The 15,625-nt window shown below is 60.2% G+C and carries 12 protein-coding genes; 9 read left to right on the top strand and 3 right to left on the bottom strand.

Annotated elements, in window-relative coordinates:
- The first annotated feature begins 68 nt into the window (after positions 1-68).
- Together NAT21_RS00605 and NAT21_RS00600 are read left to right on the top strand one after the other, a co-directional pair.
- Positions 69-1,391 (top strand): MFS transporter, encoded by a 1,323-nt coding sequence (locus tag NAT21_RS00605; RefSeq protein WP_250934837.1) that lies wholly within the window; start codon positions 69-71, stop codon positions 1,389-1,391.
- 46 nt (positions 1,392-1,437) lie between these two features.
- A complete protein-coding gene (locus NAT21_RS00600) occupies positions 1,438-3,729 on the top strand; it encodes a glycoside hydrolase family 3 C-terminal domain-containing protein (protein WP_250934835.1) in 2,292 nt (763 codons plus the stop codon).
- Between the two features lie 8 nt (positions 3,730-3,737).
- Here the strand turns inward: NAT21_RS00600 and NAT21_RS00595 are convergent, their stop codons facing one another.
- Positions 3,738-4,568 (bottom strand): NAD-dependent protein deacetylase, encoded by an 831-nt coding sequence (locus tag NAT21_RS00595; RefSeq protein WP_250934833.1) that lies wholly within the window; start codon positions 4,566-4,568, stop codon positions 3,738-3,740.
- A gap of 559 nt (positions 4,569-5,127) precedes the next feature.
- Here NAT21_RS00595 and NAT21_RS00590 point away from each other — a divergent pair.
- The 6 genes from NAT21_RS00590 (at position 5,128) to NAT21_RS00565 (ending at position 10,822) form a co-directional block, all read left to right on the top strand.
- Complete coding sequence (locus NAT21_RS00590) at positions 5,128-5,544, top strand: lysozyme inhibitor LprI family protein (RefSeq protein ID WP_250934832.1); 417 nt, start codon at positions 5,128-5,130, stop codon at positions 5,542-5,544.
- 90 nt (positions 5,545-5,634) lie between these two features.
- The gene (locus NAT21_RS00585; protein WP_250934831.1) at positions 5,635-6,288 is read left to right on the top strand and encodes a DsbA family oxidoreductase; all 654 of its coding nucleotides are present in this window, start codon (positions 5,635-5,637) and stop codon (positions 6,286-6,288) included.
- A 329-nt stretch (positions 6,289-6,617) separates the two neighbouring features.
- Positions 6,618-7,514: a nuclease-related domain-containing protein gene (locus NAT21_RS00580; protein WP_250934830.1), complete on the top strand. Its 897-nt coding sequence runs from the start codon at positions 6,618-6,620 to the stop codon at positions 7,512-7,514.
- A 258-nt stretch (positions 7,515-7,772) separates the two neighbouring features.
- Positions 7,773-9,185: a Na+/H+ antiporter NhaC gene (gene nhaC, locus NAT21_RS00575; RefSeq protein WP_250934829.1), complete on the top strand. Its 1,413-nt coding sequence runs from the start codon at positions 7,773-7,775 to the stop codon at positions 9,183-9,185.
- A 28-nt stretch (positions 9,186-9,213) separates the two neighbouring features.
- Complete coding sequence (locus NAT21_RS00570) at positions 9,214-10,128, top strand: aminotransferase class IV (protein WP_250934828.1); 915 nt, start codon at positions 9,214-9,216, stop codon at positions 10,126-10,128.
- Between the two features lie 28 nt (positions 10,129-10,156).
- Complete coding sequence (locus NAT21_RS00565; RefSeq protein WP_250934827.1) at positions 10,157-10,822, top strand: GntR family transcriptional regulator; 666 nt, start codon at positions 10,157-10,159, stop codon at positions 10,820-10,822.
- 185 nt (positions 10,823-11,007) lie between these two features.
- Here the strand turns inward: NAT21_RS00565 and NAT21_RS00560 are convergent, their stop codons facing one another.
- Complete coding sequence (locus NAT21_RS00560) at positions 11,008-12,588, bottom strand: sodium:solute symporter family protein (RefSeq protein ID WP_250934826.1); 1,581 nt, start codon at positions 12,586-12,588, stop codon at positions 11,008-11,010.
- A gap of 216 nt (positions 12,589-12,804) precedes the next feature.
- On the opposite strand from NAT21_RS00560, the gene NAT21_RS00555 reads away from it, so the two are divergent.
- Positions 12,805-13,677 carry an NAD(P)-dependent oxidoreductase gene (locus NAT21_RS00555; protein ID WP_250934825.1) on the top strand — a complete coding sequence of 291 codons (873 nt, stop codon included), beginning with the start codon at positions 12,805-12,807 and terminating at the stop codon, positions 13,675-13,677.
- 22 nt (positions 13,678-13,699) lie between these two features.
- Here the strand turns inward: NAT21_RS00555 and NAT21_RS00550 are convergent, their stop codons facing one another.
- A complete protein-coding gene (locus NAT21_RS00550) occupies positions 13,700-15,010 on the bottom strand; it encodes a dihydroorotase (RefSeq protein WP_250934823.1) in 1,311 nt (436 codons plus the stop codon).
- Between the last annotated feature and the right edge of the window lie 615 nt (positions 15,011-15,625).

The following is a 15,625-nucleotide window of genomic DNA, read 5'->3' as shown; positions in this document are numbered from 1 at the left end:
AACGTACCAACCATCATGTAACCGGTTACATGACATGAACAACAGGCCCCGCGACGGAGCACTTGTCTATGCTGAGCAGAAGGGAGAAGTTGAGCTTTGGGGCCGGCGATTTCGCGTTCGCCTTCACGTGGGCGTCGCTGTCGCTCTATCTGATGTATTTCTATACCGATGTCTTCGGTATCAGCCCCGCCGTGGTGGGAACTCTTTTCCTGGTGACTCGCCTGTGGGACGCCATCACCGATCCCATCGTGGGCGTATTGAGCGATCGCACCCGCTCTCGCTTTGGCCGCCTGCGTCCCTGGCTCCTGTTCTCGGCCCTGCCGCTGGGCATCATACTGGCCCTGACCTTCACCACCCCGGCACTGAGCGAGTCCGGCAAGGTGACTTACGCCTTCGTGACGTACATCGCGTTGATGGGCGTCTACACCATGGCCAACATCCCCTACTCCGCCCTGCCGGTCATCATGACCACAGACAACACCGAACGGCGGGACTTGAGCAACATTCGCGTCATCTGCTCCTATGTAGCGTTTGTCCTGATCAGCTACAGCACACTGCCGCTGGTCAGGTGGTTCGGCGGTGGTGATGAGGCACTGGGGTTCTCGCTGGTCTTTTCCCTCTACGGCGTCATGACATTTGCCGTACTGCTGGTCACCTTCAGGGGGGTCAATGAACGCCATATCGAAGGCGAAAGTGCCAGCAGCCCGCTGACCAGCTTCAGGGATGTAGCGCGCGCCAAACCGTTCTGGCTCATGTTCCTGGTCTGCGTGCTTATCTTCACACTGATGCTGATGCCGGACTCGGTAACCATCTATTTCTTCAAGTACTACCTGCACGATGAAGAAGGCGTCTCCCTGTTCCTCGCCTGCGGGTATGCCGCCGTGATCGCAGGGGTACTCATCAACCAGTATGTACTTCAGCGATTCTGCAAGCGCACCGTCATGATCTGGGCCAATCTCGGCTACGCACTTGCCCTTGCAGCCTTTTTCAAGGCCGTCGAAATCAACACCCCCACCTTCGTCGCCGTCTTCATGCTGGCCAAGGTATTCAACGGCATCATCGGCGCCACCATGTGGGCCATGGTGGCCGATATTGCCGACTACGTTGAGTACCGCTCGGGGCGGCGGGCTACCGGCGCGTCGACCAGCGCGGTCACGTTCAGCCACAAGTTCGGCATGAGTATTGGCGGGCTGCTGGTCGGGCTGCTGTTCAGCACCTTTGGCTATGTTCCCAACGCCGATCAGACACCGGAAGTCCTCACCCTGATCAAGTCCATGATGAGCCTGATCCCCGCGGCGGGCGCGCTGTGCGTCGCCCTGATCATGCTCAGGTATCCCCTCAGTGATCAGGTGATGGAAACCGTGCGTGCTCAAAAACCCACGGCGGCCTGATACGCCCGAGATGCCTTACCGTTCCCCATGTACAAGGATGACTGCAATGCGTGACCTTGATGAGCTGCTGACTCAACTGACCCTTGAGGAAAAAGCCGGCCTCTGCTCCGGTCAGGACTTCTGGCATACCCGTGCCATTGAGCGGCTCGGCATCCCGGCCATCATGATGGCCGATGGCCCCCATGGGCTTCGAAAGCAGCCTGATGGCCCGGGGGCAGATCATGTCGGCCTGCTCGACAGCACTCCCGCCACCTGCTTCCCGACCGCAGCAGGCCTGGCCAGCAGCTGGGATACGGAGCTATTAACCCGGGTCGGCCAGGCCCTGGGCCGGGAGGCCCAGGCCGAGGCACTGTCCGTGGTGCTCGGGCCCGGCGCCAACATCAAGCGCTCCCCCCTGTGCGGACGCAACTTTGAATACTTTTCCGAAGACCCGCTGCTGTCATCAAGACTTGCCAGCGCGCACATTCAGGGCGTGCAGTCCCAGGGCGTCGGCAGCTCACTGAAACACTTCGCGGCCAATAACCAGGAGCACCGCCGCATGTCGGTCGATGCACGCATTGACGAGCGCCCCCTGCGCGAAATCTATCTGGCAAGCTTTGAAGAAGCCGTACGTGAGGGCAAGCCATGGACCGTCATGTGCGCCTATAATCGCCTTAATGGCCCCCTGTGCAGCGAACATCACCGCCTGCTGACCGATATCCTGCGCGATGAATGGGGCTTCGAGGGCGTCGTGGTCTCTGACTGGGCCGCTGTCAATGATCGCATTGACGGCCTGAAGGCCGGGCTGGAGCTTGAAATGCCCTCCAGTGGTGATACCCGAACGCGCCTGATCGTCGATGCCGTTAAAGAAGGTCATCTGGAAGAGGCGGTGCTCGACCGCGCCGTACGGCGGCTGCTGACGCTGATTTTCAAGGGCGTCGACCAGCATCGTCCAAACGTCACGGCAGACCTGCAGACACACCATCAACTGGCCCGCGAGGCCGGACGGCAGAGTATGGTGCTGCTTAAAAACGAGCAGATATTGCCGCTGGGGTCTCAACAGAAGGTGGCAGTGATCGGTGAGTTTGCGCAGCGGCCACGCTTTCAGGGTGGAGGCAGCTCCCACGTCAATCCAACACGGGTGGATACGCCGCTTGATGCCATGACGTCGCGCGCCGAGGCCCCGTTGACCTACGCGCAGGGGTTCGAGATCGACAGCGATCAGACCAACGATCGCCTGACCGAAGAAGCGGTGGCAGCAGCGCAGAGTGCCGAGGTTGCCGTCCTGTTTGTCGGGCTACCGGAGCGCTACGAGTCAGAAGGCTATGACCGCACCCACCTGAACCTGCCTGCCAATCAACTGGCGCTGATTGATGCCATCACCCAGGCACAGCCCGCCACGGTGATCGTTCTTGCCAATGGCTCGCCGATCGTCATGCCCTGGGTTGATCGCGTGCCAGCCATTCTTGAAGGCTATCTGGGTGGTCAGGCGGCAGGGGCTGCCATCAGCGATCTTCTGTTCGGCGATGCCTCGCCCGCCGGACGGCTGGCAGAAACCTTTCCTCACCGGCTGGAAGATACGCCCTGCTATCTATCCTTTCCGGGGGAAGGCGATGTGGTGAACTACAGCGAGGGCATTTTTGTCGGCTATCGTCACTACGATACCGTCGGAACCGCACCACTCTTCCCGTTTGGCCACGGGCTGAGCTACACCACCTTCGAATACAGCGATCTAACGTTGTCAGGCGATGCCATTCGTGCAGAACAGGGCCTGAGTGTCACCCTGCGCGTGACCAATACCGGACAGCGTGCCGGCCACGAGGTCATACAACTGTATGTCAGCGATCGCACCTGCACGGTGCCTGTGGCTGAAAAGGCATTGAAGGGCTTTCACAAGGTGTACCTGGCGCCGGGCGAATCCATCTCGGTAACCCTTGATCTGACCCATCGGGATCTTGCCTGGTACGACGTGGACCATCAATGCTTCCGCGCACCGAGCGGCACCTTCGAAGTGCACGTCGGTGCCTCCTCTCGAGATATTCGCGCCGTGGCCTCGTTCACCGTTGAGGGCGATGCACCTGCCTGGCCGGCCCTTCACCGCAATACGCTGTTCGGTGACCTTGAAGCCCTGCCGACTGCTCAGCGTATCCTGAGGGATACCCTGGCACCGATGGCCGAAGCCTCTCCACTGCTGGCCGGCATGTTGGGTGACACCAGCGATGGCGAAAGCGATGACATGATGGTGGCCATGATGCGCTATCTTCCTCTGCGCGCCCTGCCGTCCTTTACGGCCGGTGCATTCAGCGAAGACGATATCACCACGCTGCTGGAACGCCTGCGTCAGGCCGCTGTGGCCTGAATGTCCCGCTAGACACTGGCCGCCGCCAACGCAGCCAGTGTCTCGCCAATCGGCGCATCCACCTTGAGCGTGAACAGGTCATCGGCGCGTGTGCGCCCCTGGTTCAAGCAGAGTAGCGGCTTATCGGCCCGGTGAGCATGTCGCGCAAACCGGAACCCGGAAAACACCATCAGCGATGACCCGATCACCCACAGGGCACCCGCCTCGTCCAGCCGGTTCATGGCGCTCTGTAGCCGAGGCCTGGGCACGTTGTCCCCGAAATACACCACGTCCGGTTTCATGATGTCATGCCCGCATCTGGGGCAGGATGGGATCTGAACGCCTGAAAAATCTGCTTCCAGATCCGCATCGCCATCTGGTGCCACGGTCGCTGACATATCGCGCCAGCCCGGGTTCAGCTCGGCCAGCCAGTCATGATAGGCCCGTCGTTTCAACAGCCCGCTGCAGGCCATGCAGCGCACCAGATCCGCTCGCCCATGCAGATCGATGACCTGTCGGCTGCCGGCCTTCTGGTGCAGGCGATCCACATTCTGGGTAATGATGGACGATACGACGCCTGACGCCTCAAGGGCCGCCAGTGCGCGGTGAGCCGGCCCCGGCTGGGCCTCGCCCAGCACCTGGAACCCGATCAGGCTGCGGGCCCAGTACCGTTGCCGGGCAGCATGGCTTTGCATGAAGGCCTGGTGTGTCATCGGTGGCGGCCGCTTCCACTCCCCCTGCCGGTCACGATAATCCGGGATGCCGCTTTCGGTGCTGACACCAGCCCCCGTCAATACGCACACAGGCCCATGCTGGTGCAACAGCGTCTCAAGACACTCCATCAGGTCACGGTCAGGCATAACAACTCATCCAGTCAGACAGCGGTTTCGTTATACACGCAAGTGTAGTGGTAGTAGTCGCGCGCCACGCGCTATTCGCGACAGGAATATGCTGGCGCCAGCGTCACTCACTTGCTCCTGCCCAGCAGCGAATGGCTCATCCAACACGCCACGCCGCTGCACGTGCCTGCCGAATGACCGGTCGAAAGGGCAGTGGAGCCTGGTTGAACACCACGCTTCAAGCAGCTGAAGCAAGCCTTCCAGCGTAATTCTCGAAGACCAGGCACAGGATTTTGAAGGGCGTCTTGCCGAACAACAACAGACTCAAGACATGCCTGTGACATCTGCACCTGTAACGGAAGTGGCCACAGAGCGGGCGGCAAGACCACTACGATAACCAGGCTGCCAGGGGGCCCCTGACAAACCACGTCACCCTTGAACTCAGATAATGTCGTTGGTTACTTATCATCTCCTTCTGTGCTCAGATAACCGGCTGAAAGTGCCAGTAAGCACAGGCCCTTCCAGAGAACATGGCGGTTACGCCCGACTGACCAGCACCTTGTGTGCGTTTGGGGAAACAATGAAAACGTGGCTACTTATAGTGCTCGCTTCGCTGTCGCTGTCAGCCGTGGCTGACGACGAGGCGCTTGATTGCAATAACGTAATGAACACGCTCGATATCAATCGATGCGCGGCTATCGAGCTGGAGGACGCCGAGAAGGTACTCACCCACTATCTGGAAACGAGCGTTGAACGTAACGCGGCTGACCCTGAGTTGGTCGATGCCATCAAGGTGGCTCAAAAGCAGTGGCAGGCGTATGCCGCTGCCCATTGCGACGCTGTCTATACGCAGTGGCGCGAGGGGACCATTCGAGGCGTCATGGGTATTACGTGCCGTACCCGGTTAACAAGACAGCGAACGCATGAGATCTGGCAGGACTTTCTGACCTACATGGACAGTACGCCGCCGGTGTTACCGGAACCCCCTGTCGAGTAACGCGTTACTTCCCTGCATGGCAGTACTGCCGTTACGCCGTGCAGGCACGTACCATGGCTGTCTTGAGTTTGAGCGAATGAGGGTTACCCAATGCAGAGATTGAGAATTGATCTGGTATCCGATGTTGCCTGCCCGTGGTGTGCCATCGGCTACCGGCGCCTGGCACACGCGCTGGAGACCCTGAAGGGCGAGATCGAAATCGAGCTTTTCTGGCAGCCCTTCGAGCTTAACCGGGATATGCCGCCCGAGGGCGAGCCAATACTCGAGCACCTGTGCCGGAAGTACGGCAAGGACGCGGCAAGCATGGAACAGTCCCAGCGTGAAATCATGAAGGTGGCCGAAGAACTGGGATTGAATTTCCGTGGCGCTCTCGAGCGCCGGGCAAACAATACCTTCGCGGCCCATCGGGTGCTGGCGTGGGCGGCCACGCAGAACCGGGAAACGCCCCTGCAACTGGCCCTGTTTGATGCCTACTTCGGTGAGGCGAAAAATCCCGCCGATCCACAGGTGTTACGCGAGAAGGCCATGGAGGTGGGGCTTGACGGCGCCGCCGCCGAGGCCATCGCGCGATCGGATCAGTACGCGGATGAGGTGAGAGCGGCCGAACAGAAATTCATGGACGCCGGAGTCACTGCCGTACCGGGCTTCATCCTCGACGGCCGCTATTTGATTTCCGGTGCCCAGCCAGCGGAAGTGCTTGTCGATGCACTTCGTCAGGTGGCCGAGGAAAACGCTAGCCGCTGATATGCTCGCTCACTGTTCCCTTCCTCAACAGGAAGGCACGGGTGATGGTGTCAAAGACGATCCTTCCGTGACGCCATATCGTGAATCTCACTCTACCGATCACGATGATCAGGGGACCGGCTTTCGGTGCTGACACCTGCGCCCCGTCAACATACCGACGAGCGCAGGCTGATTCAATGACGTCTCAAGGGCCCCCATCAAGCCACGGCCAGGCATAACGGCTCACCCGGTCGAACAGGGTTTTCGTTATACAAGCAAGTGTAGTTATAGTAGTGTCTAGCGCCTTTCCCTACGGCCCTGGCGGCCATGTTCTGCTCTGGAGAGCTGCCATGTACGGGTTGGAATATCTGCTTCCCCTGGTGTTCGTCACGCCCCTGATTGCCACGATCATCGTGGTCTATGGCATGCGCCATCTGTTTTATCATCGCTTTATTTCCCCCATCGACGGTGCGTTTCTCAACGAACCCGGGCAGAGCCTGCGTAACCGGCTCGATAGCGCCCTGATCCGCCTGTATCTTCTGGCCTCGGCGGGCCCCTTGCTCGCACTGATCCCTATTGTCTACGGCATGGGCAGGATGCTGATAACCACTGAGCAGAACTGGCTGGAATGGGCACTTTATGGCGCGGGCAGTACAGTCGTGGTATTTGCTCTGGCCGGGCTGATGGTGGCGACCTGGCAGCGCGTCAGGCGCCTGAAGCTGGGGCTTTCGTGCGAACTGGCCGTCATCGACACCCTCCGCTCACTGGATGGCCGTGACGCCGGAGGATACGCCGTATACACCAGTATCGACTGCCCGCTGGAGCCGATGACCGCCATCGTGCTGACGCCTCAGGGGGTGTATACCGTCACCGCCAAGGCGCGGTTACGCCCGATCCATGTCGGTATTCACGAACCGGTTGTCGTCCAGCGCGAGCAGCTGCAGTTCCCCCACATGCGTGAGCATCAGCCAGTGCGTGAAGCACGCAGTGCCTGTCGCTGGCTGTCACACCAGCTGGAAGCCCATATGAAAACCCCGGTTTTCGTGACCGGGGTAGTAGCCCTGCCGGCCTGGCAGGTGCAGGGCCAGGCATCGGGGGAAGATGTACTGGTGCTGGGAGGGCATCAGCTCATGCAGGGCCTGCTGACCCACATCCCTCCCACGATACTGACGCCCGAACAGCATGACACACTGGCTCACCTTCTGACTCAGTGGGCCGCCGGCAACGTGCATTTCCAGGATAAGTGATCAGGCCCCATGTTCTGGCCGGAATGGCCCCATGAACGTGCATGGCCGAGGTGCCCTGGCCGAGCCCATGCCGGTCGGATTGTAATAACGCCCTCCTCAAGCGGCCGCCCCGGCCGCTTTCTTCGTTTTGGTATCTTCCCGCAGGAGCACCACACCGACCTGGTAACAATACAGTGGTTGAATTTGTGCAATTGTATGCTGTATACAATTTAGAGCGGCACGACGAGATAACAAGTCCAAGAACACTCGAGGTGTGAAATGACTCCACGAATCGCCCAACGACCGGGGCCCGGCGCCCTGTGTCTCATACTTGCCAGTTTCGCCGTCATCATGTCGACGGTGCTGGTTCTCAAGATTCCGGTGGCGCTGGCGCTCTTTGCCGCCTGGTTTGCCATGTTCGCTATCGGAAAGGGCCTGGGCCACGCCTACGACTCGCTTCAGCAGGGTGCCCTTGACGGTATTCGCAGCGGGCTCGAGGGGGTGCTGATCATCGTAACGGTTGGCGCACTGATCGGCGGCTGGATCGCCGGTGGCATCGTACCCAGCGTCATCTACTACGGCGTATCACTGATTGACCCCGCCTGGTTTCTACCTGCGGCGTTTCTGATATGCGGGCTCACCGGGCTGGTCACCGGCACCTCGTTCGGCGCAGTCGGCACGATCGGGATCGCCATGATGGGCATCGGCCACGGGTTCGAGCTGCCGCTACCGGTGGTAGCGGGCGCTGTCATCTCCGGTGCCTATGTAGGCGACAAGCTCTCGCCCCTGTCCGATACCACCGTACTAACGGCCTCCATCTGCGAAGTGCCGCTGATCGAGCATGTGCGCTCCATGCTCTACACCGGCGTCCCCTGCGTAACGCTGGCGACGGTCGGTTTTGCCATCGCCGGCAATCACTTCTCAAGCACCGAGTACGACATGCAGCAGGCCGATGCTGTCATGGCCCAGCTCGACGCGCACTTCTCGATCTCGGTCTGGCTGCTGCTGCCCATCCTCGCCACGCTGCTGCTGCTGGCCCTGCGCAAGCCGGCGCTGCCGGTCATCGCCATCGGTGCGGTACTCGGCGTCGCCTGCGCCTGGCTGGTTCAGGACAGCACGCCGCTGGAAGCGGTCACTGCCCTCTATGCCGGCAACCAGGGCGACTACGGTGACGGCTATCTGGCCAGCATCCTCAATCGCGGTGGTATGGCCTCAATGCTGCCGGTGATCGCGATCGTCATCTTCGCGCTAGGGCTCGGCGGGCTGATGGAGCGCCTGGGCGTTCTGGAAACGATCGCCGATGCGCTCACGCGAATGGTTCACCGCAGCACCGGCCGTCTTACTCTCGCCACCATCGCCTGCGGTTTCTTCGGCACCATCTTCGGCGGCGCCGCCTACGTGGCCATTTTCACGGCAGCGTCGATGACCCGAAACATCTACGACCGCCTGGGACTGCAGCGCACGGTACTGTCACGCAACGTGGAGGCCGGCGGCACGCTTTCCACGCCGATGATTCCCTGGACAAGCGGCGCGGTATTCATGGCGACCACTACGGGCGTCGCGACCATCGATTACCTCCCCTTCCTCTGGTATCACTGGCTCGTGATGGTGTTCTCGCTCCTTTATGGCTTCACCGGGTTCGCGATGTGGAAACGCCCGCAGACCGATACCGACGCCGAACCCGCTCGTTAACTCAACCGACCTTCTGGAGAACGACCTCATGACCAACACTACCGGCAGCTCCCAATCCTACGTCGCCGACTCACGCAACGAAGACGTCATCGTCCATGTCGATGGCGAGTTCAAACCCAAGAGCCAGGCGACGGTATCGATCTTCGATAGCGGCTTCGTACTGGGTGACGGCGTGTGGGAAGGCATTCGACTGGTCAACGGCAGGCTGATTGCTCTCGACGAGCACATGAAGCGGCTCTATCAGGGCGCGGCGTCGATCTCGCTGGATATCGGCGTCACTCGCGATGAGCTGGTTGACCTGATTCACCAGACGCTGGAGAAGAACGACATGACCGACGGCGTGCATATTCGCCTGATGGTCAGCCGCGGACTCAAGAGCACGCCCAACCAGGACCCGCGATTTCTGCGCGGCAAGGCAACGATCGTGATCGTCGCCGAGCACAAGGTGATCGACAAGGCAGCTAAGGCGAAGGGCCTGACGCTGTTCACGTCGACATTCCGCTGCAGCTCGCCCGACGTGTTTGACCTGCGGCTCAACTCGCACAGCCGGCTCAACTTCATTCAGGCGCTGATCCAGGCGATCAACGCCGGCGCCAACGAGGCGCTGATGCTGGATCCCCACGGGTTTGTCGCCAGCTGCAACTCCACCAACTTCTTCATTGTCCGCGATGGCGAACTCTGGACCTCCACCGGGCGTTACAACTTCAAGGGCATCACCCACAAGACGGTCATGCGGCTGGCGCGTGAGAATGGCATCATCGTTCATGAAACGGACTTCACGCTGGCAGAGACCTACACCGCCGACGAAGCCTTCGTCACTGGTACACTGGGCGGCCTGACACCGGTCTATCAGATCGATGGGCATGCTATCGTAAACACCCGAAGCGAGCGCCTGACCGATCGTCTTGCCGAACTCTACAGCGCTTATCTGCAACACGGCTGAAGACCATCATTGCCACAATGGGAAGCGAATGTTCACTACCGAGATCGAACAGATCCCCGAGCGCCGCACACTCTGGGAACAAACCGCCCAGCGCCTGCAGACGTTGATTGCCAACGGCACACTGGCGCCAGGCACTCGCCTGACCGAAAACGCCCTTGCCGAGCAGATGGGGGTCAGCCGCGCCCCCTTGCGTGAAGCGATTCGGCATCTGATCAACGTCGGTTTGCTCGTCAGTGAACCCTACAAGGGGGTGCGGGTGCTCGAGCTCACCCGAGAGGGGCTTCATCAGCTCTATGAATACCGCACCGGCATCGAGCAGATGGCGTTTCGGAGCCTCTGGCCCAAACGCGGCGCCAGAAGTTTCGCCGATCTCGACCATCGCCAGGCCCGGCTACTGGAGGCGATCGACGACGGCGACAGTGCACTTGCCATCGATCGTGAACTGGAGCTGCATCAGTGGTGCTATGAACTCAGCGGCAATACGCTGCTGCTCGATGCGTGGACACGGATCAAGCCACACCTGCGCTGCTATTTCGTACTGCACCAGCGGGCGCACAATCGAGCCGGCCCGGCGCGGCAATCCCACGACAGCTACATCGAACACGCCAAAGGAGAGTCTCTACCGGCAGCGCTTGACTTCATCGAGGCGCACATGAAGCAGGGATTCGACCAGGTCATTGCTCACTTGCGCTGAACTGTCAGTCATGCCGTGCTGCCGGTTTACTCCTCGCAGCGGACTACGATAAACGCCTCGGGAGCGTCAGCGCTCCCGAGGCGCATCGGTATCAGACCGATATCCCCTGATCAGGCCCCGTGTTCTGGTCGAAATGACCCAATGCCCCTGACATGAACGATGCCCTTTGGCCGAGCCCGTACCTGTCAGAGCGACTGCAGCCAGAACAACAGCCCCAGCCATAGAAAGAAATAGACCACCAGCGCAATGATCCAGCCGCGTATCGATGGCGCAGCGGTCGCATCACCGGCATTACGCCGAGCCCAGGTCAGACCATCCAGCTGGGCATGCGAAGGGCGCCCTCCGGTTGATGCACTGATGACATGTCCGGTGACCACCACCACTACCACGCCGACCAGATTGTAATAAAGCCAGGACATGTCGATGACTGCCGTCAGCCCCCAGACCACCAGCACGCCGACAATCAGGCCGAGGAAGGCCCCTGTTCCATTGACGCGGCGGCTCAGAATGGCCAGCCAGAACACGCCCAGCAAGACGCCGTTGAAATAGGAGCCGATGCGATTGACCGCCTCGATCACCGGCCCCAGGTTGCCGGCAAAAAAGGCAAAGATGGTGGCAAAGATCCCCCACAGCACGGTCATCCAGCGCGAGGCCGTCAGATAATGTGCTTCCGACCGGTCCCGGGCGACAAAACGCTGGTACACGTCTCTGACCGAGACGGCTGACAGTGAATTAAGCGCAGAATCCAGGCTCGACATGGCAGCAGCAAATACCCCCGCCACCACCAGGCCCGATACACCAGGCGGCAGCTCGGTGACCACAAATCGAGGGAAAAGCTCGTTGGGGTTGTCCACGTTCGGCACGCCTGTATGGCTGTAGAAGGCGTGGAGCATGATGCCGATAAACAGAAACAGCATCATCTGAGGCACCAGCAGGAACCCGCCCAGCATCAGTGAGCGCTTGCTTTCATGTTCGGATTTGCTGGTCAGTACGCGCTGAATCTGGCTTTGATCCGCGCCGAAATACGCCACATGCAGGAAGAACCCACCCAGCACACCAGCCCAGAGGCTATAGGTCACTGATGGGTTCGGGTCGAGGTTGATCGGGTGCAGCAGGCCGGCATCACGCGCATGGCTGAACACCTCTCCCCAGCCACCGGGCAGGCCGTTCACGATCACGACAATACTGAGCCCCGCCCCCAGCCACAGCACCACCATCTGCATGACATCGGTCCAGATCACGGCACTGATACCGCCCAGTACGGTATAACTGACGGCAATCACGGCCATCAGCAGAATGGTCCAGTCCGTGGGCCATCCGGTGACCACCGACAATACCAGCGCCGGCGCATACAGCACGATGCCCGTAGCAAGCCCCCGAGCCAGCAGAAACAGCAGTGACGCCAGCAACCGAGCCCGAACGTCAAACCGTCGCTCAAGGAATTCATATACCGTGTAGACACCACTGCGATAAAACACAGGCACCATGAAGGCGATCAGAAACCCGATGGCCAGCGGAGCATTGACGAAGGTAACCAGGCGTTCGAGGCCGCCCTCATAGCCCCAGCCCGGTGCACCGATGAACGTGATGGCACTGGCCTGGGTGGCCATGACCGAGAGCCCTACCGCCCACCAGGGAATCCTGCGTCCGCCAAGGAAATAATCCTCGGTCGATCCCTGCTTGCGGCCCACCCAGGCCCCGACGGCTGCCGTCAGTGCGATGTAAACCACCAGCACCAACGTATCCCATATCGTGAACTGACTCATCCTGCCCTCCGGATATTGTTATTGTTTCAGGCAACCTGCCAGGCCCTGGGCTCAACAGGCTTGATTTCAAATGTAGCTAATAAAGCGCTGTATATACGAAGCATTCGACGTCAGCAGGAAAAAACGATCGGGCACAGCCAGCCAGGACATTGCACGTGGAAGCCCGCTCTCACACCTGGTACGCTCAATGGACCTTCATAACATCACGAGCACATCATGTCCGACACACCGACTATTGCCGTACTGGGCCTGGGCGCCATGGGCCACGCCTTTGCCGCGAATCTGCTGGCCAGCAACATGACCGTTCGACTCTGGAACCGTACCCGCGCCCGTGGCGAGGATCTGGAAGCGAAGGGGGCCGCCCTGTGCGATACGCCGTCCGAAGCGGTCAAGGGAGCGCAGGTAGTACTGACCATGCTGCCGGACATGGAGACCACACGCGACGTACTGCTGGACAGCGGCCGGGCCCTTGAAGCCATGCCGGAGGGTGCGACGCTGCTGCAGATGGGCACACTCGGCGTTGAGCCGACCGAAACGCTGATGAACGCCGTTCAGCAGCAGCGGCCGGATGTTGTCTTCATTGATGCCCCGGTATCCGGCACCAAGGCCCCGGCCGAAAAGGCGCAGGTACTGGTACTGGCCAGTGGTGAACGCGACAGGTCACCCCACATCGACGCCGTATTTGGCGCCATCTCCAAGGGGGCCCGCTGGCTGGGTGAGGCCGGTGCCGGCTCGCGCATGAAACTGGTGGTCAATGCCTGGCTGATTGAAATGATGCAGGGCATTGCCGAGAGCGCTCGACTGGCCGAAAGACTGGGATTTTCCACCGATGACTTCTGGTCCGTACTCGACGGCGGCCCACTGGCAGCCCCCTACGTCAAGGCCAAGCTCGACATGATCAAAAGCGGTGACTTTGACGCTCAGATGGCGCTGGAATGGGGGCTGAAGGATGCCCGCCTGGCACTTCAGGCCGCCGGCGATCAACCGATGCCGGGGCTTGAGCGCATTGAATCCCTGTGGACAGAAGCCGACGAGAATGGCCTGTCCAAGGAAGATATTGCCGGCATTTATCGCTGGCTGGAAAAATAACCTGCTCCCGTGGCGTGATGCATCACGCGACGTAACGGGCCACGCCGCGGGTCAGTGTGGCCACACACTGCCCCTTGAGAGCTACGCCAGCCAGCGGCGTATTGAAGCCGGCCGAGTGCCAGTCGGACTCGGCCGGCGTCCATGTCCGCTCAAGATCAAACAGTGCCAGATCGGCCGGGCTCCCCGGGCTCAGATGGCCCAGCGGTTCGCCGAGCACCATGGCAGGTCCTCGAGTCAGCGCCTCGACCAGACGCGGTAAACCCAGCACGCCCTTGTCCACCAGCGCCATGCCCATGCTGAAACAGGTTTCAAGACTTGCCATGCCCGGCTGTGAAGCAGCAAAGGGTGCCAGCTTGGCGGCTGCCTCATGGGGCAGGTGATCGCTCACGATCGCATCAATGATCCCTTCACTGAGCCCTTCTCGCAGAAGCGTGCGATCACTTTTGTCCCGCAGCGGTGGCTGGAAGTGAAAGCGGCTGTCAAACCCTTCGAGCAATCGGTCTGTCCAGTGCAGGTGGGCAATGCCGACATCAGCCGTCACATCCAGACCCCGGGCCTTGGCCTGTGCGATCAGATCAACGCTTCGCCCGGCCGACAGCAGGGAGAAGTGGGCCCGCACCCCGGTCTGCTCGATCAGCATCAGCCATTGAGACAACGCCATGATCTCGGCCGTATCCGAAATTCCGGAAAGCCCCAGACGTGCGGAAATAACCCCTTCATGGGCACACCCTCCGGCCGCCAGAGCGGCATCCTCCGGCTGAATATGAACCGGGATATCAAAGGTGGCCGCATATTCAAGGCAGCGCAGCATGACGCGGGTATCCGCGATGGGCTGGCGCAGGTTGGTCAGCGCCACGCAGCCTGCCTGCTTGAGGCCGGCCATATTGGTCAACAGCTGTCCGGAAAGCCCCTGCGTCAGCGCACCCAGCGGCAGCACCCGCACCGACCCCAGCGCCTCGGCCTTGCTCAGCAGGGTCTGAATATGGGACGGGTTGTCCAGTACCGGTGACGTATCCGGCCGAGGGCACAGGGTGGTATAGCCACCGGCCAGCGCCGCCTGCACTTCACTGGTCAACTGTCCCTTGTACCTCGGCCCCGGATCTCGCAGATGAGGAGCAATGTCGATGAGCCCCGGCGTCACCAGCAAGCCAGCCACGTCAAAGTCCTGCACACCGTCAAACCCTTCCGGCGGCGTATCGATGGCCGCAATCCGGCCATCGTCGATATAGAGCGTGGCCACCTCATTGATTCCTTGGGTCAGATCCAGCACATGGCCACCGCTCAAACTGTAGCGGCGTGGCAAGTTATCTGGTGCAAGGGCAATACGCGGCATGGGCGGCCTCTCATGTGGTGGATCGACGTCGCGCCAGAGTATAGCGCCCTTTGCCAGGCGGAAAAACGAACAGCCCCTGTCGCCTCACTTCCCTGATCGATGCAATGGCATCGTTTCACACGGCAGAGCACCTGTCCGCCAGCGTGACAGAAGATTATACGGCAACTTTACGTATTTAATTACGTAATTAGATAAAGACGTGAAAACTGATAGGCTGCTAACTTGTAACGGGGAGAAAATAGCCTTGATAACCGAGGCAGTAATGATGAACCATGCATGATATTGACCGGCGAATGCTTATATTTCTGAAAATCGTCGCGACGCCGTAAAGACATTGAATTCGTCATTTCATGCATGCAGTCGTCAGTGCTTGCCCCTCCCACCATGACCAATAAAAAGAGCGCATGACCTCCTATGCTGCTCAAACGATGTCCGCACCCGCTTCACCAGAAAAAGGACAACACAAAAAGCGCCGATCCTGCGCCATTTAACGCCCAAAAAACGCCAAACGCGCCAAACGCGCCAAACGCGTAGAAATACAGTGGCATACTCACTCGGGTATTCAAACGAAAAAACGCGCTCGATGGCGCGCTTTTTTTGCCCGACAGGGCATCC

The sequence above is a fragment of the Larsenimonas rhizosphaerae genome (assembly GCF_023700005.1).
In the GTDB taxonomy this organism is placed as follows: Bacteria; Pseudomonadota; Gammaproteobacteria; order Pseudomonadales; family Halomonadaceae; genus Larsenimonas; species Larsenimonas rhizosphaerae.
The sequence above is the reverse complement of the archived record's forward strand: the minus strand, read 5'-3'. Positions and strand labels throughout refer to the sequence as shown.

What these genes read in the sequence shown, in the direction of transcription:
- NAT21_RS00580 (WP_250934830.1), top strand. Translation starts at nt 6,618, where the DNA reads ATGTACGGGTTGGAATATCTGCTTCCCCTGGTGTTCGTCACGCCCCTG.
- NAT21_RS00550 (WP_250934823.1), bottom strand. Translation starts at nt 15,010, where the DNA reads ATGCCGCGTATTGCCCTTGCACCAGATAACTTGCCACGCCGCTACAGT.
- NAT21_RS00590 (WP_250934832.1), top strand. Translation starts at nt 5,128, where the DNA reads ATGAAAACGTGGCTACTTATAGTGCTCGCTTCGCTGTCGCTGTCAGCC.
- NAT21_RS00605 (WP_250934837.1), top strand. Translation starts at nt 69, where the DNA reads ATGCTGAGCAGAAGGGAGAAGTTGAGCTTTGGGGCCGGCGATTTCGCG.
- NAT21_RS00585 (WP_250934831.1), top strand. Translation starts at nt 5,635, where the DNA reads ATGCAGAGATTGAGAATTGATCTGGTATCCGATGTTGCCTGCCCGTGG.
- NAT21_RS00565 (WP_250934827.1), top strand. Translation starts at nt 10,157, where the DNA reads ATGTTCACTACCGAGATCGAACAGATCCCCGAGCGCCGCACACTCTGG.
- NAT21_RS00560 (WP_250934826.1), bottom strand. Translation starts at nt 12,588, where the DNA reads ATGAGTCAGTTCACGATATGGGATACGTTGGTGCTGGTGGTTTACATC.
- NAT21_RS00600 (WP_250934835.1), top strand. Translation starts at nt 1,438, where the DNA reads ATGCGTGACCTTGATGAGCTGCTGACTCAACTGACCCTTGAGGAAAAA.
- nhaC (WP_250934829.1), top strand. Translation starts at nt 7,773, where the DNA reads ATGACTCCACGAATCGCCCAACGACCGGGGCCCGGCGCCCTGTGTCTC.
- NAT21_RS00570 (WP_250934828.1), top strand. Translation starts at nt 9,214, where the DNA reads ATGACCAACACTACCGGCAGCTCCCAATCCTACGTCGCCGACTCACGC.
- NAT21_RS00595 (WP_250934833.1), bottom strand. Translation starts at nt 4,568, where the DNA reads ATGCCTGACCGTGACCTGATGGAGTGTCTTGAGACGCTGTTGCACCAG.
- NAT21_RS00555 (WP_250934825.1), top strand. Translation starts at nt 12,805, where the DNA reads ATGTCCGACACACCGACTATTGCCGTACTGGGCCTGGGCGCCATGGGC.